The organism is Salipiger sp. PrR007 (assembly GCF_010499845.1).
GTDB classification, from domain to species: domain Bacteria; phylum Pseudomonadota; class Alphaproteobacteria; order Rhodobacterales; family Rhodobacteraceae; genus Salipiger; species Salipiger pacificus_A.
Window position 1 is genome coordinate 97,381 of record NZ_JAAGOZ010000014.1, and the last position, 22,621, is coordinate 120,001.

Genomic DNA, 22,621 nt, shown 5'->3' on the forward strand with positions numbered 1-22,621 from the left:
GCCGCAGATGCACGTCGTCTTCCGCGAAAGCCACGGGCTCGAGGACCTCGAGACCCCGACGGACCTGATGCAGGATCCGGCGGATCTCGTGGTGCTGTCCTTCTCCGACAGCGACCTCGGGGCCTTCGCGGAAGCCTGGCACCAGAGCGGCGGAAGCCTGCCCTCGCTGCGCCTCGCCAACCTCGCGCAGCTGCGCCATCCGCTGTCGGTCGACACCTACGTGGAGCGCACGCTTGCGGGCGCCAAGGGCATCCTCGTGCGGCTGATCGGCGGGCGGCCCTATTGGGACTACGGACTCTTGCAGCTGCAGGCGCTGGCGCAGCGGCAGGGGATCGCCCTTGCCGTGCTGCCCGCCGACGGCCGCCCCGACCCGCGGCTCGACGAGGTCTCGACTCTGCCGCTCTCGACCCTGCGCCAGCTTGCCGGGCTCTGCGACACCGGCGGCCCCGCCGCGGCGCAGGCGGCGCTGGCACAACTGGCGCTGGCCTCGGGCCTCGGCGCGCCCCCGGTGCGCGGCGCGCGCGCCCTGCCCGAGGTGGGCCTGTGGACACCCGAGACCGGGCCCGAGTCACTTGATGAGCCGAGGAGCGCCGCCCCTCGCGCTCCCCGGCGCATTTGGAACGAGAAGACGGGGCGACGGATTCTCGTCGTCTTCTACCGCGCCTACCTGGTGGCGGCGGACATGGCCCCCATCGCCGCACTCTTCGCGGCCTTCCGGGCCGAGGGCTGCGAGGTGGTCGGACTCTTCGCCCCCTCGCTGAAAGCGCCCGGCGCGGCGGAGGCGCTGCAAGAGGCCGTGGCCAGGCTCTGCCCCGACGCCATCGTCAGCGCCACCGCCTTCAGCGGGCGCGGCGCGGCGGGCTCGCCGCTCGACGCCGCGGGCGTGCCGGTCTTCCAGGTGGCCCTCGCAACCTCCACCGAAGAGGCCTGGGGCGCGGCGGACCGGGGGCTCTCGCCCGCCGATCTGGCCATGCACGTGGTGCTGCCCGAGGTCGACGGGCGGCTTCTGGCCGGGGTTGTCTCGTTCAAGGCGCACGGGGAGCGAGACCCGGAGCTGCAGTTCGCCCGCACCCTGCACCGCCCTCACGGTCCGGGGATCGCCGCCGCCGTTGCCCGGGTCATGGGCTGGCTGCGCCTGGCGGCACGGCCTGTGGCCGAGCGCCGGGTGGCGCTGATCCTCTCGACCTACCCCGGCAAGGACTGGAACCTCGGCCACGCGGTCGGCCTCGACGCCCCGGCCTCGGCGCGGGCCATCCTCGAGGACCTGCGCGCGGCGGGATACGCGGTGCCCGAGCCGGGTGCTGATCTGGAGGCGGCGCTGCAGGACCGCAGCCTGCGGCTGCCGCTGGCGGAGTACCGCGCGGCGCTGGCCCAGCTGCCGGAGCGCCTTCGGCAGCAGATCACCGCCACCTGGGGCGCGCCCGAGGCGGACGCGCAGATCGACGGCGACGCCTTCCGGGTCGCGGCGCTGGAACTTGGCCCCTGCCTCATCGCCCTGCAGCCCGAGCGCGGCACCCCGGCGGCGCGCGCGGGCGAGTACCACGATCTCGCGCGTGTGCCGCGCCATGCCTATGTCGCTTTCTACCTCTGGCTGCAGACCCGCGCCGACGCGCTGGTGCATATCGGCGCCCACGGCACGCTGGAATGGCTGCCCGGCAAGGCTGTCGCCCTCTCCGGGACCTGCTGGCCGCAGGTGCTGACCGGCGCGCTGCCGGTGCTCTATCCGTTCATCGTCAACGATCCCGGCGAGGCGGCGCAGGCCAAGCGGCGCATCGGCGCGCTCACCCTCGGCCACCTGCCGCCGCAGCTCGCCGCGAGCGAGATCCCCGACCGGCTGACCCACCTGGAAAGCCTGCTCGACGAGTTCTCCACCGCCGACGGGCTCGACCCGCGCCGCCGCGACCGGCTGCAGGCCGACATCCGCGCCGAGGCCCGCGCCCGCGGCGTCGAGGCCGACCTGGGGCTCGGCGAGGCCGCCTCCACCGCCGAGGCGATCCCCCGCATCGACCGCTTCGTCTGCGACATCAAGGAGAGCCGCTTCGGCGCGGGGCTGCACGTCTGGGGCCGCCCGCCGCCGGGCTGCACCGAGCCGGAGATCCGCGCCTCGGTGCAGGCCGAACGGGCCGCGCTCATCGCCGCGCTCGATGGTCGGCGGATCGAGGCGGGGCCCTCGGGGTCGCCCTGGCGCGGGCGGCGCGACGTGCTGCCGAGCGGGCGCAACCTCTACACCACCGACCCGCGCGCGGTGCCGAGCCGCGCCGCCCATGCGCAGGGGGTGCGGCTGGCCGAAGAGCTGATGCGCCGCCACCTGCAGGACCACGGTGACTGGCCGGGCGGGCTGGTCGTCGATCTCTGGGGGTCGGCCACCATGCGCACCGCCGGCGAGGAATTCGCCATGGCGCTGCACCTCTTGGGCGTGCGGCCGGTCTGGGACGAGGGCTCGGCGCGGGTCTGCGGCCTCGAGGTGCTGCCGATCGCCGAGCTCGACCGCCCGCGCATCGACGTCACGCTGCGGGTCTCGGGGCTGTTCCGCGATGTCTTCCCCACGCTCTCGGGGCTCTTCGCGACAGCGGTCGCCGCGCTGGCGGCGCGCGACGAGGCGCCGGAGTGGAACCCCTATGCCGGGACCGCGCCGGGCGCGCGGGTCTACGGCCCGGCGCCGGGCAGCTTCGGGCTGGGCATGGGCGCGGCATTGGACAGCTACGATGACGGGGCCCGACGCGCCGCCGGGGAGGCCTGGCTCGACGCCTCGTCCTGTGCGCTGGACGGCGCGGGCGCGACCCGCGACGAGGCCGGGATCCGCGCCCGCGTCGCGCAGGCCGAGGCCTTCGTGCACCTTCAGGACCTGCCCGAGACCGACCTGCTGCTCGCCGCCGACTACGCCGCGCATGAGGCGGGCTTTGCCGCCGCACAGGCCGCGACTGGCGGGCAGGCCGCACTCTACCATCTCGACAGCACCGACCCCGCGCGCCCCCGCGCCCGCGCCCTGCCCGAAGAGATCGCCCGCGTGGTGCAGGCCCGCGCCGCCAACCCGCGCTGGATCGCCGGAATGCGCGCCCATGGCTTCCGCGGCGCCGCCGAGATCGCCGCGACGCTCGAGCACATGGCCGCCTTCGCGCATCTGGCGGGGGCGGTCGGCGGGCATCTGTTCGACCTCTATCACGCGGCGACGCTCGGCGATCCCGAAACCGAGGCCTTCCTGCGCGGCGCCAACCCCGGCGCCCATGCGGCGATGCTCGAACGCTTCCGCGCACTGCGCGAGGCCGGGCTCTGGGACAGCCGCCGGAACTCGGTGATCGCCGCGCTGGAGGACCGGTCGTGAGCGCCCCGCTGGTCAAGGGCTGGTGCCCCGGCGCGCACCGCCCGATGCTCTCGGGCGACGGGCTGGTGGTGCGGGTGCGCCCGTTCCGCGCCGAGCTGAGCGCCGCGCAGGCGCTGGCGCTTTGCGATCTCGCGCGGACCCATGGCAACGGAACGCTGGAGCTGACTTCCCGCGCTAACCTGCAGATCCGCGGGGTGCCCGAGGCCGCCTTCCCCGCGCTGCTGGAGGGTTTGGACGCGCTAGGGCTGATCGACGCCGACCCGGCGGTCGAGGCGCGGCGCAATATCCTGATGCCCGCGGGCTGGCGCGCGGGCGATCTGACCGACCGGCTTCACGCGGCGCTTCTGGAGACCCTGCCCGCGCTGCCGCCCTTGCCCGCCAAGATGGGCTTTGCGCTCGACACCGGGCCGCAGGGGCAGCTTGCCCCGGGGTCTGCCGATTTCCGCTTCGAGCTGGACCCGGCGGGGGCGCTGCTGCTGCGCGCCGACGGGGCGGCAACGGGGTGTGCGGTTTCGGAAGCGGGCGCGATGGCGGCCCTTGCCGAGCTGGCCCGCTGGTTCGTCGCCACCGGCGGCCCCGAGGCGGGGCGCATGGCGCGGCATCTGCGGCAGGTCTCGCTTCCGCAGACATGGCGGGGCACCGCACCGCGCGCGGCGGGGGCCTGCCCTGAACCCGGTGGCATGGAGGGGGACCGGCTGCTTGGCGTGCCCTTTGGCAGCATGGAGGCCAGCGTGCTCGCGGAGCTTGTCGAAACCAGCGGCGCGCGGGCGGTGCGATTGATGACCGGCCGGCTCCTCTGCCTGCGCGGCGGCCACGCCGACACCGCCGCCCCCGGGTTCGTCACCGCCCCCGGCAGCGCGCTCCTGACCGCCCACGCCTGCCCGGGCGCCCCCTTCTGCCCGCAGGCGACCGTGCCCACCCGCGCGCTCGCGGCCCGGCTGGCACCAAAGGTCCGCGGCACGCTGCACGTCTCGGGCTGCGCCAAGGGCTGCGCCCTGCCGCGCGGCGCCGATGTCACGCTGGTGGGACGGCAGGGCGGCTTCGACCTCGTGGAACATGGCGCGCCCTGGGACACCCCCGCCCGCACCGGCATGTCTCCCGCACAACTCGACGATCTTCCCACCCTCCTATCGGGACAGCCCTGATGCCCTATGACTACGAAAAGGATGGCGCGGCCATCTACCGCCAGAGCTTCGCCACGATCCGCGCCGAGGCCGATCTCGCGCGGTTCTCGCGCGACGAGGAGCCCATCGCCGTGCGGATGATCCACGCGGCGGGGATGGTCGGGCTCGAGCGGCACATCCGCTTCTCCGAGGGCTTCGCCGCCGCCGCCCGCGCCGCGCTGGCGCGGGGCGCGCCGATCCTTTGCGATGCGCGGATGGTGTCCGAGGGCGTCACCCGCCCGCGCCTGCCCGCCGACAACCCGGTGCTCTGCACATTGCGCGACCCCAGCGTGCCCGACTTGGCCCGCGCCATGGGCACCACCCGCTCGGCGGCGGCGCTCGAGCTTTGGCGGCCCCAGCTCGCGGGTGCGCTGGTGGCCATCGGCAATGCCCCGACGGCGCTCTTTCACCTGCTGAACATGCTCGAGGATCCGGCCTGCCCGCGCCCGGCGGCGATCATCGGCTGCCCCGTCGGGTTCGTCGGCGCGGTGGAAAGCAAGGACGCGCTCTGGCAGGCGCAGCCCGTGCCGTGCGTCCTCGTCGAGGGGCGGCTTGGCGGCAGCGCGATCACCGTCGCGGCGATCAACGCCATCGCGAGCCGCGCCGAATGAACGCTCAGGGGGAAATCCGCGCAGAGGCCAGCGCAGAGGTAGGCGCGCGGGTGCAGGGCACGATCTGGGGCGTCGGCCTCGGCCCCGGCGATCCCGACCTCATGTCGGTGCGCGCCGACCGGCTGCTGCGCAAGGCCCGCCACGTGGCCTATTTCCGCAAGGCCGGGCGACCCGGACAGGCCCGGCGCATCGTCGAGGGGATGCTGCGCCCCGACGTGATCGAGATCGCCATGGAGTACCCGGTGACCACCGAGATCCCGCTCACCGATCCGCGCTACAACGCGCTGCTCTCGGCCTTCTACGAGGGCTGTACCGCGAAGCTCCGCGCCCTGTCGGAGGCGGGCCACGAGGTGCTGGTGCTCGCCGAGGGCGACCCGTTCTTCTACGGCTCCTTCATGCATCTCTTCACCCGGCTCAAGGGCCATGCGCCGCTGCAGGTGATCCCGGCGATCCCCGGCATGGCCGCCGCCTGGTGCGCCACCGGCCTGCCGATCACCTGGGGCGACGACGTGATGAGCACGCTCATGGGCACCCTGCCCGAGGCCGAGCTGGTGCGGCAGATGCGCAATGCCGACGCGCTGGTGATCATGAAAATCGGCCGCAACATCGACAAGGTCCGCCGCGCCCTGCGCGCCGCCGGGCGCTTCGAGGAGGCCTGGCTGGTGGAACATGCCGCGATGCCGGGCCAGTCCGTGCAGCGCCTGTCGGAGGCCGAGGGCCGGGTAACGCCCTATTTCTCCATCGTGCTGGTGCACGGACAGGGGCGGCGGCCATGAGCGGACGGCTGGTCATCGCCGGGCTCGGCCCCGGATCGGAGGCACTGGTCACCCCAGAGGTCACTGCCGCGCTGGCCGAGGCGACGGATGTGGTCGGCTATATCCCCTATGTCGCCCGCGTCACGCCGCGCCCCGGCCTGACGCTGCATGCCTCGGACAACCGGGTCGAGCTGGACCGCGCCCGCCACGCGCTCGAGATGGCCTGCGCCGGCCGCTCGGTCGTCGTGGTCTCTTCAGGCGATCCCGGGGTCTTTGCCATGGCGGCCGCGGTGTTCGAGGCGGTCGAGGCGGGCCCACCAGAGTGGCGCGCGCTCGACATCGCGGTGCTGCCCGGCATCACCGCGATGCTCGCCGCCGCCGCCCGCGCGGGCGCGCCGCTGGGGCATGATTTCTGCGCGATCAACCTCAGCGACAACCTCAAGCCCTGGTCGCTGATCGAAAAGCGCCTGCGTCTCGCCGTAGAGGCCGATTTCGCCATGGCCTTCTACAACCCGCGCTCCAAGGCCCGGCCCGAGGGCTTCGCGAAAGCCCTGGATGTCCTGCAGCAGGCCTGCGGCGATGCCCGCCCTGTGATCTTTGCCCGCGCCGTTTCGACCCCGGAAGAAGCGATCCGCGTGGTCCCTCTCGACCGCTGCACCCCCGAGATGGCCGACATGCGCACGGTGGTCATTGTCGGGGCCTCGACCACGCGGGTGATCCCCCGTGATGGCGCGGCCTTCGTCTACACCCCGAGGTCGGTGCCCGCATGATCCAGCCAGCGCAGCACCCCGTCCACCTCATGCGTCTCGCGCCGCGCCGGGATGGCGGGCCGGTCGATCATGATCACCGGCAGGCCCAGTTCGCGCGCCGCCGCGATCTTGGCAAAGGCCCCGCTGCCGCCGGAATTCTTCGAGACCACGAGGTCGATCCGGTGCTCCCGCATCAGCCTTCGGTCGGATTCGAGACCGAAGGGGCCGCGATCAACCACCACATGATGATCGGGAAAAACCAGAGGTGCCTCGGGCGGGTCAACGAGCCGCAGCAGGTAGACATGCTGCGCCTGTGCGGCGAAGTCCGCCAGATGCATGCGGCCCACGGCCAGCATCACGCGGCGCCGCGGACCGGCGAGCGCAGCGACAGCCCCAGCCATGTCCGGCACCCGGATCCAGCGGTCTGCGGCGGTCTCCTCCCAGGGCGCTCGGGTGAGCGCGATCAGCGGCACGCCCGCCGCCCGGCAGGCGGCGACGGCATTGGCGCTCATCTGCGCCGCGAAAGGGTGGGTCGCGTCGATCACATGGGTGATGCGCTCGGCTCGCAGGTGGCTTGCCAGCCCCTCTGCCCCGCCAAAACCGCCGATGCGCAGCGGCAGCGCCTGCGCCGCCGGACTGGCCACGCGCCCCGCCAGCGACACCGTGCCGCGCAAACCCGCCCCGGCCAGCGCCCGGCAGAGCCGCGCCGCCTCGGCGGTGCCGCCGAGCACCAGAAGGTTCGGCTCCATGTCTGAGGCTGTCACGTCCGAAGTCCCTTGGCTGTCGATCGTCGGGCTCGGCGAAGATGGCCCGGACGGGCTCTGCTCCGCAAGCCGTGCCGCGCTCGCGGCAGCCGACATCGTCATGGGACCCGAACGGCACCTGTCGCTGCTCCCCGAGGCGGGCGCAAGGCGGATCGCCTGGCCCGTGCCCTTTGCCGAGGGCATTCCGCAGCTCCTGGCGCTGCGCGGGCAGCGGGTTGCGGTGCTGGCTTCGGGCGATCCCTTCTGGTTCGGTGCCGGCGCGGTGCTGGCGCGGCAACTGGAGCGCGGCGACTGGCAGGCCTTTCCGGGCCGCTCGAGTTTCTCGCTCGCCGCCGCGCGGATGGGCTGGCCGCTGGAGAGCACCGAGTGCTTCGGCCTGCATGCCGCGCCGCTGTCGCGGCTGCGCCCGCGGCTTGCGCCGGGACGGCGGATGCTGGTGCTGCTGCGCGACGGCGCGGCGGTGCGGGCCCTGGCGAACTACCTTGCCGCCGAGGGCTTCGGCGCCTCCGGGATCACCGTTATGGAAGCGCTCGGCGGCCCCCGCGAGCGGCGCACCGAGGCGCGCGCCGAGGCCCTGCCCAAGCGCAGCTTCACCCACCCCGTCTGTGCCGCCGTCGCGGTGGCCGGAGAGGGCGCGGTGCTGCCCCTCGCCAGCGGCCGCCCCGACAGCTGGTTCGAGAGCGACGGCCAGATCACCAAGCGCCCCATCCGCGCGCTCACCCTCTCGGCCCTCGCCCCGCGCCCCTTCGAGCACCTGTGGGATATCGGCGGCGGCTCGGGCTCGATCGGCATCGAGTGGCTGCTCTGCGATCCCACTCTCGACGCCAGCACCGTCGAGCCGCGCCCGGAGCGCGCCGCCCGGATCGCCGCCAATGCCGCCCGGCTCGGCGCCGGGCGGCTGCGGGTGGTCGAAGGCTCTGCCCCCGCGGCGCTGGCGCAACTCGAACGCCCCGACGCGGTGTTCATCGGCGGCGGCCTGACGCGCGACCTGCTGGAGTGGCTGGACACGCATCTTCCCGGGAGCACAAGGATCGTCGCCAACGCGGTGACGCTGGAGTCCGAGGCGCTGCTGACCGAGGCGCAGGCGCGGCGCGGCGGCGCGCTGCTGCGCATCGAACTGTCGTCCGCCCAGCCCCTCGGCCCGAAACGCGGCTGGAAGGCGGCCTATCCCATCGTGCAATGGAGCCACGTCACATGATCGTCGCGGGCTTCGGATTCCGGCAGGGCGCGGGCGCCTCCAGCCTGCGCGACGCCTATGACCGGGCCCGCGCCGGGCGGGAGGCGGGCTGTCTCGCCACGGCCAAGGACAAGGCAGACGCCCCCGCCCTGCGTGCCCTGGCCGGATCTCTCGGCCTGCCGGTCGCTGGCGTCCCGGCCTGCCAGCTCTCCGCGCAGGGCACGGCAACCGACTCCCCCCGCGTGCGCGCCGAACGCGCCACCGGCTCGGTCGCCGAGGCCGCCGCCCTCGCCGCCGCCGGGCCGGGCGCACGTCTGCTTGGCGCGCGCGTCATTTCCTCTGACCGCATGGCCAGCTGCGCGCTGGCAGAAGGACCCGATCCATGACCGTTCACTTCATCGGCGCCGGCCCCGGCGCGCCCGACCTGCTGACCCTGCGCGGCCGCGACATCATCGCGCGCTGCCCGGTCTGCCTCTACGCCGGCTCGCTGGTCCCCGAGGCGATCCTTGGCCATTGCCCCCCCGGCGCGCGGATCGTCAACACCGCGCCGCTGGACCTCGACCAGATCATCGCCGAGATCCGCCTCGCCCATGACGCGGGCCACGACGTGGCGCGGCTGCATTCGGGGGATCTCTCGGTCTGGTCAGCGATGGGCGAGCAGATGCGCCGGCTGAAGGCGCTCGGCATCCCGGTCTCGGTCACCCCCGGCGTGCCTGCCTTCGCCGCCGCCGCAGCCGCGCTCGGCGCCGAGCTGACCCTGCCGGGCCTCGCGCAATCGGTGGTGCTGACCCGCACGCCGGGCCGGGCCTCGTCGATGCCCGAGGGCGAGACGCTGGCCAATTTCGCCGCCACCGGCGCGACGCTCGCGATCCACCTGTCGATCCAGAACATCGCGCGGGTGGTTGCCGATCTCTCCCCCGCCTATGGCGCGGACTGCCCCGTCGCCGTGGTCTACCGCGCCAGTTGGCCGGACGAGGTGATCCTGCGCGGCACGCTGTCGGACATCGAGGACAAGCTCGGCGCGGGCATCACCCGCACCGCGCTCATCCTTGTCGGACCGGCGCTGGCGGGCGAGGGCTTTGAAGAGAGCTGCCTCTATGCGGTGGACTACGACCGCCGCCACCGCCCGCAAAGCGCCGAGAGCCCGTGGAGTGGCTGGACCCCCGAGCAGGAGGCGCAGATCGATGGCTGAGGTTCCCGGACTTCTGGTCTCGGCGCCCTCGTCGGGCACCGGCAAGACCACGGTGATGCTGGGCCTGCTGCGGGCGCTGGCCGAGGACGGCTTGGCGGTTCAGCCCTTCAAGTCCGGCCCCGACTACATCGACCCGGCCTTCCACCGCGCTGCCAGCGGGCGGCTAAGCTTCAACCTCGACGGCTGGGCCATGGGACCACACCTCTGGCAGGCGATCGCGGCGCAGGCGGCGGGGGCGGACATCTGCCTCGCCGAGGGCTCGATGGGGCTCTACGACGGGGTCGCGACGCGCGGCCAGCAGGGCTTTGGCAGCAGCGCCGAGACGGCGCGGGCGATGGGCTGGCCGGTTGTGCTGGTGCTCGACGTGGGCGGGCAGGCGCAATCCGCCGCCGCAACGGCGCTGGGGTTCCGGCAGTACATGCCCGATCTGCCCTTCGCCGGGGTGATTCTCAACCGCGTCGCCTCGCCCCGCCACGAGCGGCTCACGCGGCTCGGCATGGAGCGCGCCGGGCTGCCGGTGCTCGGCGTGCTGCCCCGGCGCGGCGACCTGACCCTGCCGGAGCGGCACCTCGGGCTCATCCAGGCCGTGGAGCATCCGGACCTCGAAGCCGCCATCGCCGGGTACGCCGCCTTCCTGCGCGAGCATGTCGACCTTGCCGCGCTCCGCACCGCTGCTGCGGGCGGGCCGTTGCCCGGCGCAACGCCGGCCCTGCCCAGGCCCCCGGCGCAGCGCATCGCGCTGGCGCAGGACGCGGCCTTTTCCTTCACCTATCCGCACCTTCTCGAAGGCTGGCGCGCCGCCGGGGCCGAGGTCCTGCCGTTCTCTCCGATCGCCGATGAGCCGCCCGCCGCCGGGGCCGATCTGGTCTGGCTGCCCGGAGGCTACCCCGAACTGCACGCCGGGCGGCTCGCCGCCGCCGAGACCTTCCGCGCCGGGTTGCGCCGCCATGCCGAGACGCGCCCGGTCCACGGCGAGTGCGGCGGCTACATGGCCCTTGGCGCGGGGCTGATCGACAAAGGCGGCACGCGGCACGAAATGGCGGGCCTGCTGGGCCTCGTCACCAGCTATGAGACCCGCAAGTTCCACTTGGGCTATCGCCGCGCGGTGCTGCGCGCGCCGATGCCGGGCTTCGACGCCGGGGCGGCGCTGCGCGGCCATGAGTTCCATTACTCCACCATCTTGCAGCAACCCGACCCGCCGCTGGCCGAGGTCGCCGATGCCGATGGCGCCCCGGTGGCCGAGACCGGCTCGCGGCGCGGGCAGGTCACGGGAACCTTCTTTCACCTGATCTCGGCGGAGGAGCCGTCTGCCCCCCGCGCACAAGCCGAAGAGGAGGCGCGCATCCAGACCAAAGCCCGGCGCTGAGCCGACCCCGCATGGTGTCCCGCACGGGACGCAAGGGAACCGGGTGAGAGGCCCGGACTGCCCCCGCAACTGTAAGCGAGGAGCGCCGAGGAAGATCCACTGGCAGGCATGCCGGGAAGGGCCGAGGCGCGACGATCTGCGAGTCAGGAGACCTGCCATGCGACCCCCTTTCCCGCCCTCATGGGCAATTTCGCTGCCGGTGGGGCAGCCACACGTAAAGGAAATATCATGCATATCGAACCCGGCGTCGTCGACGGCGCCAAACTGGCCTTTGCCGCCGTCACCGCGGCAGGCGCCGCCGGCTATACCGCCAAGCTCGCCGCAGAGGACGCGGCGCGCAGCAACCTCGTTTCGCTTGCCGCGCGCACGCTGATGGCCGCCGTGGGCACCTTCGTCTTCTTCGAGGTGCTGCCGCACTTCCCGGTGGGTGTCTCTGAGGTGCATTTCATCCTCGGCTCGACGCTCTTCCTGCTGCTCGGCGCCGCACCCGCCGCGATGGGTCTGGCGCTGGGTCTGCTTGTTCAGGGGCTGTTCTTCGCGCCCAGCGACCTGCCGATGTACTTCGTCAATGTCACCACGCTTCTGGTGCCGCTCTTCGCAACCGCGGCGCTCGCCCGTCGTGTGGTGCCCGCGGACACGGCCTATGTGGACCTGCGCTATGCCGACGTGCTGAAGCTCTCGGGTGTGTTCCAGGCCGGGGTCGTCGCCTGGGTCACCTTCTGGGTCTTCTACGGCCAGGGTATCTCGGCCGAGACCTTCGGCGCGGTGCTGACCTTCGGCGGCGCCTACATGCTGGTGCTGCTGATCGAGCCGCTGGCCGATCTCGCCGCGCTCGCCGCCGCGAAATCGCTGCGCGACACCGGGCTCGGCCGGCTCTTCGCGCCAAGGCTCTATACCGCCTGACCAGGCGCCCGGTCCCCAGAACGGGGCCGGGCACCCACCGCAAGGAAAGCTCCATGATCCAGGACCTCTGGCTTGTCGGCATCGGCACCGGCAGCCCCGGCCATGTGACCCTCGAGGGGGTACAGGCGCTGCGCGACGCGGCCGTCATCCTGCTGCCGCTGAAGGGCGAGGCGAAAGACGACCTCCGGGCGCTGCGCCAGGTGATCCTCGAGGCCGCGGGCACAAACGCCGAGATCCGCACCTTCACCTACCCCGTGCGCGATCCGACGCTCCCCTATGCCGAGCGCGTCGCCGCCTGGCACGACGAGATCGCCCGGCGCTGGATCGCGGCGCTGCACGGCGCGCCGGAGGGGCCGGTCGCCTTGCTGGTCTGGGGGGATCCGGCTCTCTACGACAGCACGCTGCGCATCGCCGGGCGCCTCCAGCCGCCCCCAAGGCTGCGGGTGGTCCCCGGCATCACCGCGATCCAGGCGCTGACCGCCGCCCATGCGATCCCGCTCAACAGCGTGAACGGCGCGGTGAAACTCACCACCGGGCGGCGCCTCCGCGCGCGGGGCTGGCCCGCGGGCGAGGAGACCGTGGTGGTGATGCTCGACGGGGAATGCAGCTTCGCGGGGCTCCCTGCCGAGGGACTGCACATCTGGTGGGGCGCCTACCTCGGCAGCCCGGCGCAGATCCTCCGCTCCGGCCCGCTGGCCGAGGTCGCGCAGGAGATCATCGCCCTGCGGCAGACGGCGCGGGCCAAGCATGGCTGGATCATGGACACCTACCTGCTGCGCCGTGCCTCCACGGACGGCGCAGACTGACGCCTGCGTGTCCGACGACCGGATCCCGGCCCTTCGTCCCCGGAAGCCCGAAACGAAAAGCCTTGGTGCCGGAAAGCACCAAGGCGAAAGGTTCTCAAATGAGCTGCGGCGCCACCACTCACGGATACTCGTCAAAAAGGCACTCTTGACCTAACGCCACGTCGGTTGCGTAGCACGGAGCTCACCTGACTCCAAGAGATTATCAAATTGATAAAGTTAACTGGGCGGCGACCTGTGACATTTCTTGACCCCATGGCCGCGCTGCGCAAAGACTTGCTGCCATGAACAAACTCAGCTCCATCCTTCAGCTTCGCGAGATGCTGCGCCAGCTCGAACGCGATGTCGGTCTCGAAGATCTCAGCCGCCTGGAACGCGACGTGCTCCTTGCCGCGCATGGACTTTGCGAGCGGCCCGGCGACGTGATCAGCTCCGAGCAGATCCGCGACCATGCGCTGGTCCGCTCCTCCGCGCAGGCGACCTTCTACCGGGCCATCCGCACCCTTCTCGACCGCGGGCTCCTGGAACGGGCGGCGGACACCAAGGCGCGGGCCTACGTCGTGCGGAGCGACCTTGTCGGCGCGCCGCTGCCGCTGAGCTGAGCCCCTGCCCCGCGCGCGCCCGACATGACGGTCCTGCAGAACTTCTCCGTGGTGATCCTGGCCTATGTCCTCGCACACGGCCTGACCGCGCTTCTGATCACCCCGATGCAGTCGCGGCTCATGCCGGAGCTCACCATCTTTGCCAGCCTGGCCTACCTGCCGCATGGCGTGCGGGTGCTCTCGACCTGGCTGCTCGGCAAGCGGGCCTTCTTGCCGCTGTTTCTGGGCGCCTTCCTGTCGGAGGCCCTCTTCACGCCGGCGGAGATCAGCACCCCGACCCAGCCGCTGATCCTGCTGTCCATCGCCGTGGGGGCGGCCTCGGCGCCCCTCGCCTTCGAGGCCATGGCGCTGGCCGGGCGGCGCGTCTACGCCGGGCAGCGGGCGCAAATTCACTGGAAGTGGCTGCTGCTGGCAGGGGCGCTGGCCTCGGTGATCAACTCCGCGGGCCAGTCGCTGGTGTTCTCGGGGCATATCCTGCCCGACGACTCGGTGGCGGTCGTGGCGATCTACGCGGTGGGCGACTTGATCGGGCTGATCGCCACCACGCTGGCGCTGATGCTGGTCTTCCGCTGGATCCGCCTGTTCCTGAACCGCGCGCGTTAGACCCGCAGCGCCGGAAGGCCCACCCCGGTCGACTGGAAGCCGCCGTCCGAGGCAATAGTCTGCCCGGTCACGTAGCTCGCCTTGTCCGAGCAGAGGAAGACGATCACCGAGGCGATCTCATCCTCCGAGCCATAGCGATTGAGCGGGATGGCGTCGTGATAGGCCGCGATGATCTCGGGCGAATGCACCGCCATGGCCAGCTTGGTGCGCACCGGACCCGGCGCCACGCAGTTGGCGCGGATGCCGTATTCGCCCAGCTCCGCCGCCTGCTGCTGGGTGAGCTGGATCACCCCGGCCTTCGAGGTGCCATAGGCCACCCGCAGCGTCGAGGCACGCAGGCCCGAGATCGACGCGATGTTGACGATGGCGCCCTGCACCTGCTTGAGGTGCGGGATCGCCGCCTGCGAGCAGAGGAAGACGCCGTCGAGATTGGTCGCCATGACGGTACGCCAGCGCTCAAAGGTGGTCTCTTCGATGGGGCCGAAATCCGCGACCCCGGCGTTGTTCACCAGCGCGTCGATGCGGCCGAAAGCTTCGGCCACCTCGGCGATCATCGCCGCCACCTGGTCCGGCTGCGAGACGTCGCAGACCACCGGCAGCACGTTGTCGAGCTGCCCGGCCTCCGCCATCAGCACCTCGGCGTCCCGGTCGATCATCGCCACGCGGCGACCCTCGGAAAGGAATTGCTTGGTGGTCGCAAGCCCGATGCCGCGCGCGGCGCCGGTGACGATGGCTGTCTTCTGGGTCATAAAGGACTCCTCAGTTGGCGGGGCCGAGCAGGCCGAGGGAAAGCTGCGGGAAGGCACCGATCACCGCCAGCCCGATCAGGCACACCAGCAGGAAGGGCATGGCGCCGCGAGCGACGCGCTCGATCGGCAGGCGGGTGACATTGGCGGCCACATAGAGGTTGATGCCGACCGGCGGGGTGATCAGCCCGATGGCGAGGTTCACCATCACCAGCACGCCGAACCAGACCGGATCCCAGCCCAGCTCGCGCACCACCGGCATGAAGATCGGCAGGCAGATGAACATCACCGTCACCGCATCCATGAACATGCCGGCGATCAGCAGGATCAGCATGATGACCAGCAGGATCACCCCCTCGTTGCCGGAAAGGCCGAGCAGGGCGCCCGAGTAGCTGCCGACCAGATCCTCGACCGTCACCACCCAGCCGAAAAGGCTGGCATAGGCGACCACGAGCATCACCGTGGCCGAAGAGGCGGCGGCGTTGGACAGCGAATTGTAGAGCCCGTCTAGGGTGAGCGTGCGGTAGATCAGCCCGCCCACCAGCAGCGCGTAGACCGTGGCGACCAGCGCGGCCTCGGTGGGGGTGAAGACGCCCGAGTAGATGCCGCCGAGGATGACGACGGGGGTCATCAGCCCCCAGAAGCTGTCCTTGAACGACAGCCACAGGCGCTGCCCATAGGGCTTGTCCGCATGCGGCATCGGGCTCAGCTTTTCCAGCGCGGCGGCGCGACCGGATTGCGGCTTGGCGAAGGGCAGCGTGAGCAGCAGCATCACGCCCATGAACAGCCCGGGCAGGATGGCGGCGAGGAAGAGATGCGAGATCGAGGTCTCGGCGATCACCCCGTAGATGACCAGCCCGATCGACGGCGGGATGACGATCGACAACGCCGCGCCGGTGCAGACCAGACCCGCGGCATAGGCCTTGGGATAACCGTCTTCTTCCATGCCCTTGATGATCATCGGCCCGATCGCGGCGACCGAGGCCGGGCCGGAGCCGCTCACCGCGCCCCAGAAGAGGCACACGGTTGTGCCGACGACACCCATGCCGCCTGGGGTTGCACCGATCAGCACGCGGAAGAAGCGGATCATCCGCTCCGCGATGCCAAGCGAGCCCATCAGCGTACCGGCAAGGATGAAGAACGGAATGGCCAGCAGCGAGAACTTGGTGATGCCGGTGGCAATGAGATCGCCCGCCAGCTCCAGCCCGAAACCGATCTGCCACATGGCGTAGATCGCCGACAGGCCCAGCGAGAAGGCCACCGGCACGCGCAGCGCCAGCAGGAGGAAGAACAGGATCACCATCTCGGTGCCCGCGGGCAGGCCGGGGAAGAGATCATACATCGGGGATCACCTCGTTGTCCTCGCCGGTGCGCCAGACCACCCAGGCGTGTTGCAGGTAGCGGATCAGCACCAGCGCGAAGCCGAAGGGCACCGCGGCCTGATAGTACCACGCCGGGATCTGCAGCCCGTAGGAGCGCATGCCATTGTCCATGAGGTTGGCCACCGCCTGCCACGAGAACCACGCCGAGAGCACCAGCAGCAGCGCCGAGGCCAGCACCGAGAACGCGAACACGACCCGCCGCGCCGGGCGCGGCAGCATGTCGTGCACCAGCCCCACCGCCAGATGCTCGCCGCGCCGCGCGGCGATGGCCGCGCCGAAGATGGTCAGCAGCAGGAAGCCGTTGGTCAGCAGCTCTTCGGTGGCGGCCAGCGAGTAATGCGTGCCGTAGCGCACCACCACATTGGCAAAGCCGAGAAAGGTCATGGCCAGGAAGAGCACCGCGCAGATGATCTTCTCGGCCTCGCGCAGGATGAAGGCCATTGCCCCTCCCTTGTCAGCAGGCGTGGGTCAGGACGAAAGGCGTGTCCCCGCGGGGACACGCCGTTTTCGGAGGGTTACTTCGCGCCGTCGATGGCGGTCTGGAAGCTTTGCACCAGCTCGGGGCCGACCTTGGCCGCCCATTCGTCGAAGGCGGGCTGGGTGGCTTCCTTGAAGGCCGCGAGTTCCTCGGCGGAGGGCTCGTAGACCTCCATGCCCTTCTCGCGCAGGAAGTCGATGCCCGAGGCGGTGGCCTCGCGGCTGATCTCGCGCTGGTAGCTCATCGCCTCTTCGGCGGCGCTCTTCAGCTTGGCCTGGGTGTCTGCATCGTAGCTGTCCCACTTCTTCTGGCTGATGCCGATGAAGATCGGATCATAGGAATAGTGCCAGGTGGTCAGATACTTCTGCACTTCGTAGACCTGCTGCGGGATGATCACCGCACCGATCGGGTTTTCCTGCCCGTCGACCACGCCCTGCTGCAGCGCGGTCAGGGTCTCGCCCCACTGCATCTGCTGCGGGTTGGCGCCGAGCGCATTCATCACGTCGATGTACATCGGGCCGGCGACCCGCATGTTGAGGCCCTTCATGTCCTCGGGGGACTTCACCGGACGGGTGTTGTTGGTCACCTCGCGGAAGCCGTTCTCGCCCCAGGCCAGCACGACGATGCCCTTGCCCTTGAGGATCTCGGCCAACTTGGCGCCGGGCTCGCCCTGGGTGGTCGCATCGACCTGGTCGTAATCGGCATAGAGGTAGGGCAGCGAGAAGGCCGCCATCTCCGGCACCAGCGGGGTCACGTTGATCGCCGAGGTCACCACGAGATCGAGCGCCCCGCGGCCGACCATCTCGGCCTGGCGCATCTGGTCGCCGCCGGCGAGCTGGGCGTTCGGGAAGACGCGCACGGTGATGTCGCCATCGGTGGCTTCCGAGAGCAGCTCGGCGAACTTGTCGGCGCCCTTCTGCCAGGTGGTGGTGTCGCCGGTGTTGTGCGACAGGCGCAGGGTCTCGGCGGCAGCGGCGCCGACCATCAGTGCGCCGGCGAGCACGGTTGCGAGGGCGGTGGTGCCCAGTTTCGCGAAAGTCATTCTGTCCTCCCAGGAGTCTCGGGCCGCCCTCGGCCCCGCCCTGCGCGACCTCCCTGCCCCGCACGACGATCCACATCATGGAACAGTTTCATTGCCACGGACAAGAACAACTTGCAATATTCTGAAAGGATCAAAATATTACGGGGCAACTTTTCTAAGTCCCGCGGGAGGAGATGGACCTAGATGGTCCATATTATGGAACACACAAGGGACGGCAGCACCCCCGGCAGTCTCGCCGGCAGCCAGAGCGTCGACCGCGCGCTGGCGCTTCTCGGCATGGTCGGACGCCGCCCGCTCGAGGGCGCAAGCCTGGGTGAGCTGGTCGCGGAGTCGGGGCTCAACAAACCCACCGTGCGGCGGCTGATGCTGGCGCTGATCCGCAACGGCATGGTCGAGCAGAACGAGGCGACGCGGCGCTATTTCCTGGGCGAGGAATCCTACATTCTCGGGACTTTCGCGGCGCATCGGCACGGGCTGCTGGAACTCTCCTTCGAACCCCTGTCGCGACTGGCGCAGCAGACCGGGGACGCCGCCTTCCTGTCGGTCCGGCGCGGCTTCTCGGCGCTCTGCCTGCACCGCGAGGAGGGCACCTACCCGATCCGCACATACGCGCTGATGACCGGGCGGCTGCACCCGCTGGGGGTCGGCGCGGGGTCGCTGGCGATGCTCTCGGCCCTGCCCGACGCCGAGGTCGAGGCGGCGCTGGCCGCCAATGCCGCGCGACTCGAGGCCGACTACCCCGGCCTGCCGCCCGCGCAGATTCGTGCCCGCGTCGCCGAGACCCGGGCGCAGGGCTACGCGCTGAACCCGGGTCTGGTGTTTCCCGACTCGTGGGGACTTGGCGTGGCGCTGCGTCGTCCGGACGGTGCGCTGGCCGGCGCGCTGTCGCTGGCCGCCATCGAAAGCCGCATGCAGCAGCCGCGCCGCGAGGAGCTCGTGGCACAGCTGCAGGCCGCGGCGCAGGAGATCGAACAGACACTCGCGCAGCTCTACGCCGCGCGCACCCGCATTTGAGGAGGACATGATGCAAGACCCACAGATCGTCGGCTGGGGCCACACACCCTTTGGCAAGTCCGAGCACCCGGACACTGAAAGCTTGATGGCCGCCGCCGTGAGCGAGGCGCTGGAGCACGCCGGGATCACCCCCGAGGATGTCGACGGGCTCTTCGTCGGAGTGTTCAACAACGGGTTCTCGCAGCAGGATTTCCAGGGCGCGCTGGTCGCCATGGGCGATGAACGCTTTGCCCACACCCCCGCCACGCGCTATGAGAACGCCTGCGCCACCGGCTCGGCCGCCCTGCACGGCGCGATGGATTTCATCGCCGCCGGACGCGGCCGCATCGCGCTGGTGGTGGGCGCCGAGAAGATGACCGCGACCCCGACGGCCGAGGTCGGCGACATCCTCCTTGGCGCCAGCTACTGCAAGGAAGAGGCGGACATCAGCGGCGGGTTCGCCGGGCTCTTCGGGCAGATCGCCGGCAGCTACTTCCAGCGCTACGGCGACAAGAGCGAAGAGCTGGCGATGATCGCCGCCAAGAACCACGCCAACGGCATGGCCAACCCGCTGGCGCACATGCGCAAGGATTTCGGCACCGCCTTTTGCAACACCGTCTCCGAGAAGAACCCGATCGTCGCGGGGCCGCTGCGGCGCACCGATTGCTCGCTGGTCTCGGACGGGGCGGCGGTGCTGGTGCTGGCCGATGCCGACACCGCGGCCGGGATGCAGCGCGCCATCGCCTTCCGCGCGCGCAGCCACGTCAACGAGATCATGGCGCTGTCGCGCCGCGACGTGCTGGAATTCGCCGGGGCCCGCCGGGCGTGGCAGCAGGCCTTCGAGACCTCGGGGCTGAGCCTCGACGATCTGTCGCTGGTCGAGACCCACGACTGTTTCACCATCGCCGAGATGCTGGAATACGAGGCCATGGGCCTTGCCGAGCGCGGCCAGGGCGGGCGGGTGATCCGCGAGGGGATCACCGCCAAGGACGGCAGGCTGCCGGTCAACGCCTCGGGGGGGCTCAAGTCCAAGGGCCACCCGATCGGCGCCACCGGCGTGTCGCTGCACGTCATGGCGGCGATGCAGCTTGCCGGCGAGGCGGGCGAGATGCAGATCCCCGGCGCAGAGATCGCGGGCGTGTTCAACATGGGCGGCGCAGCGGTGACCAACTACGTGTCGATCCTGGAGCGGGTGAAATGACCATCGACCTCTCCGGTGGCCTGCCCCCCGTGTCCACGCGGGTGATGAACCTTGCCAACTTCCTCACCGAGAGCGCCCGCCGCCACCCCGATGAGATCGGCTTCGTCTGGGGCGAGCGGACCTGGACCTGGGCCGAGATGGAGGCGCGCTCCGCCGCCTTTGCCGCCGCGCTGCAGGGCCGGTTCGGTCTGCAGAAGGGCGACCGGCTGCTGGTGCAATCGGCCAACAACAACCAGATGTTCGAGGCGATGTTCGCCTGCTGGCGCATCGGCGCGGTCTGGGTGCCCGCCAACTTCCGCCAGTCGCCCGAGGACATTGCCTTTCTGGCTCAAAGCTCGCAGGCCAAGGGCATGCTCTGCGAGGCCGCCTTCCCCGAGCATGCCGCCGCCTGCGACGGCCTCGGCTTCGTGATCGGCATCGGCGAGGGTCTGGGGGAGAGCTACGAGGCGCTGGTGGCCGCCCACCTCGGCCAGCGCCCGCCGCAGGCGGCGGTCCAGCGCGACGATCCCTGCTGGTTCTTCTTCACCTCCGGCACCACGGGGCGGCCCAAGGCGGCGGTGCTGACCCATGGGCAGATGGCCTTTGTCGTCACCAACCACCTGTGCGACCTGATGCCCGGTACCGGGCCGGAGGACGCCTCGATCGTCGTCGCGCCGCTGTCGCATGGTGCGGGCATCCACCAGCTGGCGCAGGTGGCGCATGGGGTGAAAACGATCCTGCCCGCCGGGGCCAAGTTCGACCCTGACGAGATCTGGGGACTGGTGGCCAAGTGGAAGGTCACGAACCTTTTCACCGTGCCCACCATCGTCAAGTTGCTGGTCGAACACCCCTCGGTCGCCGAGCACGATCATGCGAGCCTGCGCTACATGATCTATGCCGGCGCTCCGATGTACCGCGCCGACCAGATCCGCGCGCTGCAGGTGCTGGGGCCGAAGCTGGTGCAGTACTTCGGCCTCGGCGAGGTCACCGGCAATATCACCGTGCTGCCGCCCGCGCATCACTCGGCGGAGGATGGCGCGATGCGCATCGGCTCCTGCGGCTTTGCCCGGACCGGCATGCAGGTGCAGATCCAGGACGCCGAGGGGAATGAGGTCGTTCCGGGCGAGACCGGCGAGATCGCGGTGATCGGCCCCGCCGTCTTTGCCGGCTATTTCGACAACCCCGAGGCCAATGCCAAGAGCTTCCGGGGTGGATGGTTCCTCACCGGCGATCTGGGGCACATGGACGCCGAGGGGTTCGTCTACCTGACAGGGCGCGCCTCGGACATATACATCTCGGGCGGCTCGAACATCTACCCGCGCGAACTCGAGGAGAAGATCCTGCTCCATCCCGAGATCTCGGAGGTCGCCGTGCTGGGCATGCCCGACCCGGTCTGGGGCGAGATCGGCGTCGCGGTCTGCGTGGGGCGCGGCGCGGGGTTGACCCCCGAGGCGCTGCTGGGCTGGCTGACCCCGAAGATCGCCCGCTACAAGCTGCCCCGCCACGTGGTCTTCTGGGAGGAGATGCCGAAAAGCGCCTATGGCAAGATCACCAAGAAGATGATCCGCGAGGCGCTGGTCGCGCGCGGCGACCTGCCGACGGCGGGGGCGGGCGCCCCGGAGCGGAACCCGGAGAGGAGCCCGGCGCCATGACCCTCCGGCAGCAGCTCGCGCACCCGGGCCCCCGGGCGTCCGGGCGCTTCACCGCCCTGCCCTGCCGTGCCCAGAAGCTGGAGCTGCGCCTCGCCGCGGGGCTCACCGTCGAGCAGGCGGTGGTGCAGGCGCTTGCCGAGGCGGGTTTCTCGGCCGGTTACCTGCGGCTGACCGAGGCCGCCTTCGCGCGGCTCGCCTATGTCATCCCTGCCCCCGCCCCCGGAGACGGGCGCGCCGCCTGGTACAGCAAGACCCATGTGCTCGACGGCGCCCTGCTCAGCGAGGCCGGGCTGCACCTGGGGGTGAAGGACGGCGCGCCCTTCGTGCATTGCCACGGGCTCTGGTCCGGCCAGGACGGGCAGCCGCGGATGGGCCACCTCCTGGCGCAGCAGTCGACCCTTGCCGAAGACGTGCTGGTGCACGGCTGGGGCCTCACCGGTGCCACGCTGAGCGTCGCGGCGGACCCGGAGACCGGCTTCGATCTCTTTTCCCCCACGGCGGTGGGCGCGCCCGGAGAGGGGCGTCCCGCCCTGCTCTGCACCCTGCGCCCGAACGAGGACCCCCACGCGCTGCTGCCGCAGGCTGGTGCCCCGCTTGGCCAGGCCCGGATCGAGGGCATCGGCAGCCTCGTGCACAGCCGCTTCGAACACGATGAGCTCGAGAGCTACGCCACCGAGGTGCTGCTGCGCGCCGGGCGGCTGACCGGCGACAGCGTGATCCTCAACGTCGCCTCGGTCGGCTTTGACGGCAGGCCGGTGTCCGGCGTCCTGCGCCCGCATGACAACCAGATCTGCATCACCGCGGAACTCCTGCTGATCGGGGAATAGCCGGGCTGCGGGCGGGGGCCCGCGCCGGGCCCCGCGCGACTTTCCAAATACGCCTGCCCAGACGCAAACGCCCGCGCCGCCGGTCGGGCAGCGCGGGCGCGTCTCGGGTGCGGCGCGGCTTACGTCAGATCGCCGGGCAGCAGCGCGTCGGGCAGGTTCTGGTAGCTCACCGGGCGCAGGAAGCGGCGGATCGAGAGGGTGCCCACCGAGGTGGCGCCGAAGTTGGTCGAGGCCGGGTAAGGCCCGCCGTGGACCATCGCGTCGCAGACCTCGACGCCGGTCGGGAACCCGTTGACCAGCAGCCGGCCGGC

General features: G+C 71.1%; 22 protein-coding genes, 1 pseudogene and 1 riboswitch. Of the genes and pseudogenes, 17 read left to right on the forward strand and 6 right to left on the reverse strand.

What is annotated here, in order from left to right; translation table 11 throughout:
- Positions 1 to 7: 7 nt before the first annotated feature.
- The 5 genes from cobN to cobJ are packed head-to-tail and all read left to right on the forward strand — an operon-like array spanning position 8 to position 6,621.
- Complete coding sequence (cobN, locus tag G0Q01_RS05665; protein ID WP_164213066.1) at positions 8 to 3,322, forward strand: cobaltochelatase subunit CobN; 3,315 nt, start codon at positions 8 to 10, stop codon at positions 3,320 to 3,322.
- Complete coding sequence (locus G0Q01_RS05670; RefSeq protein ID WP_370457159.1) at positions 3,319 to 4,467, forward strand: cobalamin biosynthesis protein CobG; 1,149 nt, start codon at positions 3,319 to 3,321, stop codon at positions 4,465 to 4,467. The genes cobN and G0Q01_RS05670 overlap by 4 nt, the downstream gene beginning before the upstream one ends.
- Entirely contained in the window at positions 4,467 to 5,096 is a 630-nt protein-coding gene (locus G0Q01_RS05675; RefSeq protein ID WP_164189902.1) for a precorrin-8X methylmutase, read from the forward strand. The genes G0Q01_RS05670 and G0Q01_RS05675 overlap by 1 nt, the downstream gene beginning before the upstream one ends.
- The gene (gene cobI, locus G0Q01_RS05680; protein WP_203594917.1) at positions 5,093 to 5,872 is read left to right on the forward strand and encodes a precorrin-2 C(20)-methyltransferase; all 780 of its coding nucleotides are present in this window, start codon (positions 5,093 to 5,095) and stop codon (positions 5,870 to 5,872) included. The genes G0Q01_RS05675 and cobI overlap by 4 nt, the downstream gene beginning before the upstream one ends.
- Positions 5,869 to 6,621, forward strand: coding sequence for a precorrin-3B C(17)-methyltransferase (gene cobJ / locus G0Q01_RS05685; RefSeq protein ID WP_164189905.1), 753 nt, complete (start codon positions 5,869 to 5,871; stop codon positions 6,619 to 6,621). Before cobI ends, cobJ begins: the two co-directional genes overlap by 4 nt.
- Here cobJ and G0Q01_RS05690 read toward each other — a convergent pair.
- A complete protein-coding gene (locus tag G0Q01_RS05690; RefSeq protein WP_164189962.1) occupies positions 6,594 to 7,349 on the reverse strand; it encodes a cobalt-precorrin-6A reductase in 756 nt (251 codons plus the stop codon). The two genes, cobJ and G0Q01_RS05690, sit on opposite strands and share 28 nt — an antisense overlap.
- Between G0Q01_RS05690 and cbiE the strand changes: the two genes are divergently transcribed.
- From cbiE to G0Q01_RS05730, 8 genes are all read left to right on the forward strand, one after another.
- Positions 7,348 to 8,562 carry a precorrin-6y C5,15-methyltransferase (decarboxylating) subunit CbiE gene (gene cbiE, locus G0Q01_RS05695; RefSeq protein ID WP_164189907.1) on the forward strand — a complete coding sequence of 405 codons (1,215 nt, stop codon included), beginning with the start codon at positions 7,348 to 7,350 and terminating at the stop codon, positions 8,560 to 8,562. The two genes, G0Q01_RS05690 and cbiE, sit on opposite strands and share 2 nt — an antisense overlap.
- Positions 8,559 to 8,927, forward strand: a complete 369-nt coding sequence (locus G0Q01_RS05700) for a cobalamin biosynthesis protein (RefSeq protein ID WP_164189909.1) — start codon at positions 8,559 to 8,561, stop codon at positions 8,925 to 8,927. The genes cbiE and G0Q01_RS05700 overlap by 4 nt, the downstream gene beginning before the upstream one ends.
- Positions 8,924 to 9,733, forward strand: a complete 810-nt coding sequence (cobM, locus tag G0Q01_RS05705; protein WP_164189912.1) for a precorrin-4 C(11)-methyltransferase — start codon at positions 8,924 to 8,926, stop codon at positions 9,731 to 9,733. The genes G0Q01_RS05700 and cobM overlap by 4 nt, the downstream gene beginning before the upstream one ends.
- Positions 9,726 to 11,099, forward strand: coding sequence for a cobyrinate a,c-diamide synthase (locus G0Q01_RS05710; protein WP_164189914.1), 1,374 nt, complete (start codon positions 9,726 to 9,728; stop codon positions 11,097 to 11,099). The genes cobM and G0Q01_RS05710 overlap by 8 nt, the downstream gene beginning before the upstream one ends.
- A riboswitch (cobalamin riboswitch) is annotated at positions 11,095 to 11,274 on the forward strand. (Overlaps the previous gene by 5 nt.)
- Positions 11,275 to 11,327: 53 nt before the next feature.
- Positions 11,328 to 12,002, forward strand: a complete 675-nt coding sequence (locus G0Q01_RS05715; RefSeq protein ID WP_164189916.1) for an energy-coupling factor ABC transporter permease — start codon at positions 11,328 to 11,330, stop codon at positions 12,000 to 12,002.
- A gap of 53 nt (positions 12,003 to 12,055) precedes the next feature.
- The gene (gene cobF, locus G0Q01_RS05720; protein WP_164189918.1) at positions 12,056 to 12,808 is read left to right on the forward strand and encodes a precorrin-6A synthase (deacetylating); all 753 of its coding nucleotides are present in this window, start codon (positions 12,056 to 12,058) and stop codon (positions 12,806 to 12,808) included.
- 281 nt (positions 12,809 to 13,089) lie between these two features.
- Complete coding sequence (locus G0Q01_RS05725; protein ID WP_164189921.1) at positions 13,090 to 13,407, forward strand: hypothetical protein; 318 nt, start codon at positions 13,090 to 13,092, stop codon at positions 13,405 to 13,407.
- Between the two features lie 24 nt (positions 13,408 to 13,431).
- Positions 13,432 to 14,010 (forward strand): hypothetical protein, encoded by a 579-nt coding sequence (locus G0Q01_RS05730; protein WP_164189923.1) that lies wholly within the window; start codon positions 13,432 to 13,434, stop codon positions 14,008 to 14,010.
- Here the strand turns inward: G0Q01_RS05730 and G0Q01_RS05735 are convergent.
- The 4 genes from G0Q01_RS05735 to G0Q01_RS05750 form a co-directional block, all read right to left on the reverse strand.
- Positions 14,007 to 14,759, reverse strand: a complete 753-nt coding sequence (locus tag G0Q01_RS05735; RefSeq protein WP_164189925.1) for an SDR family NAD(P)-dependent oxidoreductase — start codon at positions 14,757 to 14,759, stop codon at positions 14,007 to 14,009. The genes G0Q01_RS05730 and G0Q01_RS05735 overlap by 4 nt on opposite strands.
- A 10-nt stretch (positions 14,760 to 14,769) precedes the next feature.
- Positions 14,770 to 16,098: a TRAP transporter large permease gene (locus G0Q01_RS05740; protein WP_164213067.1), complete on the reverse strand. Its 1,329-nt coding sequence runs from the start codon at positions 16,096 to 16,098 to the stop codon at positions 14,770 to 14,772.
- On the reverse strand, positions 16,091 to 16,579 hold the full coding sequence (locus tag G0Q01_RS05745; protein ID WP_164189930.1) for a TRAP transporter small permease: 489 nt from the start codon (positions 16,577 to 16,579) through the stop codon (positions 16,091 to 16,093). The genes G0Q01_RS05740 and G0Q01_RS05745 overlap by 8 nt, the downstream gene beginning before the upstream one ends.
- 74 nt (positions 16,580 to 16,653) lie before the next feature.
- Complete coding sequence (locus tag G0Q01_RS05750; protein WP_164189932.1) at positions 16,654 to 17,658, reverse strand: DctP family TRAP transporter solute-binding subunit; 1,005 nt, start codon at positions 17,656 to 17,658, stop codon at positions 16,654 to 16,656.
- A 183-nt stretch (positions 17,659 to 17,841) separates the two neighbouring features.
- Here G0Q01_RS05750 and G0Q01_RS05755 point away from each other — a divergent pair, with 183 nt between their 5' ends.
- Genes G0Q01_RS05755 through G0Q01_RS05770 form a run of 4 tightly spaced genes read left to right on the forward strand, consistent with a single transcriptional unit; the run spans position 17,842 to position 22,310 of the window.
- Entirely contained in the window at positions 17,842 to 18,672 is an 831-nt protein-coding gene (locus G0Q01_RS05755) for an IclR family transcriptional regulator (RefSeq protein ID WP_164189935.1), read from the forward strand.
- A gap of 10 nt (positions 18,673 to 18,682) precedes the next feature.
- Positions 18,683 to 19,852 (forward strand): acetyl-CoA acetyltransferase, encoded by a 1,170-nt coding sequence (locus tag G0Q01_RS05760; RefSeq protein ID WP_164189937.1) that lies wholly within the window; start codon positions 18,683 to 18,685, stop codon positions 19,850 to 19,852.
- Positions 19,849 to 21,483 (forward strand): acyl-CoA synthetase, encoded by a 1,635-nt coding sequence (locus G0Q01_RS05765; RefSeq protein ID WP_164213068.1) that lies wholly within the window; start codon positions 19,849 to 19,851, stop codon positions 21,481 to 21,483. The genes G0Q01_RS05760 and G0Q01_RS05765 overlap by 4 nt, the downstream gene beginning before the upstream one ends.
- Entirely contained in the window at positions 21,480 to 22,310 is an 831-nt protein-coding gene (locus G0Q01_RS05770) for a DUF296 domain-containing protein (protein ID WP_164189941.1), read from the forward strand. Before G0Q01_RS05765 ends, G0Q01_RS05770 begins: the two co-directional genes overlap by 4 nt.
- Positions 22,311 to 22,429: 119 nt before the next feature.
- Here G0Q01_RS05770 and G0Q01_RS05775 read toward each other — a convergent pair.
- Positions 22,430 to 22,621, reverse strand: a pseudogene (locus G0Q01_RS05775) (aldehyde dehydrogenase); the annotation flags it as partial.

Bases quoted from the DNA above. Each gene is read 5' to 3' on its own strand.
- cobN (WP_164213066.1), top strand. From the start codon at position 8: ATGCACGTCGTCTTCCGCGAAAGCCACGGGCTCGAGGACCTCGAGACC.
- G0Q01_RS05675 (WP_164189902.1), top strand. From the start codon at position 4,467: ATGCCCTATGACTACGAAAAGGATGGCGCGGCCATCTACCGCCAGAGC.
- cobI (WP_203594917.1), top strand. From the start codon at position 5,093: ATGAACGCTCAGGGGGAAATCCGCGCAGAGGCCAGCGCAGAGGTAGGC.
- cobJ (WP_164189905.1), top strand. From the start codon at position 5,869: ATGAGCGGACGGCTGGTCATCGCCGGGCTCGGCCCCGGATCGGAGGCA.
- cbiE (WP_164189907.1), top strand. From the start codon at position 7,348: ATGTCTGAGGCTGTCACGTCCGAAGTCCCTTGGCTGTCGATCGTCGGG.
- G0Q01_RS05690 (WP_164189962.1), bottom strand. From the start codon at position 7,349: ATGGAGCCGAACCTTCTGGTGCTCGGCGGCACCGCCGAGGCGGCGCGG.
- G0Q01_RS05700 (WP_164189909.1), top strand. From the start codon at position 8,559: ATGATCGTCGCGGGCTTCGGATTCCGGCAGGGCGCGGGCGCCTCCAGC.
- cobM (WP_164189912.1), top strand. From the start codon at position 8,924: ATGACCGTTCACTTCATCGGCGCCGGCCCCGGCGCGCCCGACCTGCTG.
- G0Q01_RS05710 (WP_164189914.1), top strand. From the start codon at position 9,726: ATGGCTGAGGTTCCCGGACTTCTGGTCTCGGCGCCCTCGTCGGGCACC.
- G0Q01_RS05715 (WP_164189916.1), top strand. From the start codon at position 11,328: ATGCATATCGAACCCGGCGTCGTCGACGGCGCCAAACTGGCCTTTGCC.
- cobF (WP_164189918.1), top strand. From the start codon at position 12,056: ATGATCCAGGACCTCTGGCTTGTCGGCATCGGCACCGGCAGCCCCGGC.
- G0Q01_RS05725 (WP_164189921.1), top strand. From the start codon at position 13,090: ATGAACAAACTCAGCTCCATCCTTCAGCTTCGCGAGATGCTGCGCCAG.
- G0Q01_RS05730 (WP_164189923.1), top strand. From the start codon at position 13,432: ATGACGGTCCTGCAGAACTTCTCCGTGGTGATCCTGGCCTATGTCCTC.
- G0Q01_RS05735 (WP_164189925.1), bottom strand. From the start codon at position 14,759: ATGACCCAGAAGACAGCCATCGTCACCGGCGCCGCGCGCGGCATCGGG.
- G0Q01_RS05740 (WP_164213067.1), bottom strand. From the start codon at position 16,098: ATGTATGATCTCTTCCCCGGCCTGCCCGCGGGCACCGAGATGGTGATC.
- G0Q01_RS05745 (WP_164189930.1), bottom strand. From the start codon at position 16,579: ATGGCCTTCATCCTGCGCGAGGCCGAGAAGATCATCTGCGCGGTGCTC.
- G0Q01_RS05750 (WP_164189932.1), bottom strand. From the start codon at position 17,658: ATGACTTTCGCGAAACTGGGCACCACCGCCCTCGCAACCGTGCTCGCC.
- G0Q01_RS05755 (WP_164189935.1), top strand. From the start codon at position 17,842: ATGGTCCATATTATGGAACACACAAGGGACGGCAGCACCCCCGGCAGT.
- G0Q01_RS05760 (WP_164189937.1), top strand. From the start codon at position 18,683: ATGCAAGACCCACAGATCGTCGGCTGGGGCCACACACCCTTTGGCAAG.
- G0Q01_RS05765 (WP_164213068.1), top strand. From the start codon at position 19,849: ATGACCATCGACCTCTCCGGTGGCCTGCCCCCCGTGTCCACGCGGGTG.
- G0Q01_RS05770 (WP_164189941.1), top strand. From the start codon at position 21,480: ATGACCCTCCGGCAGCAGCTCGCGCACCCGGGCCCCCGGGCGTCCGGG.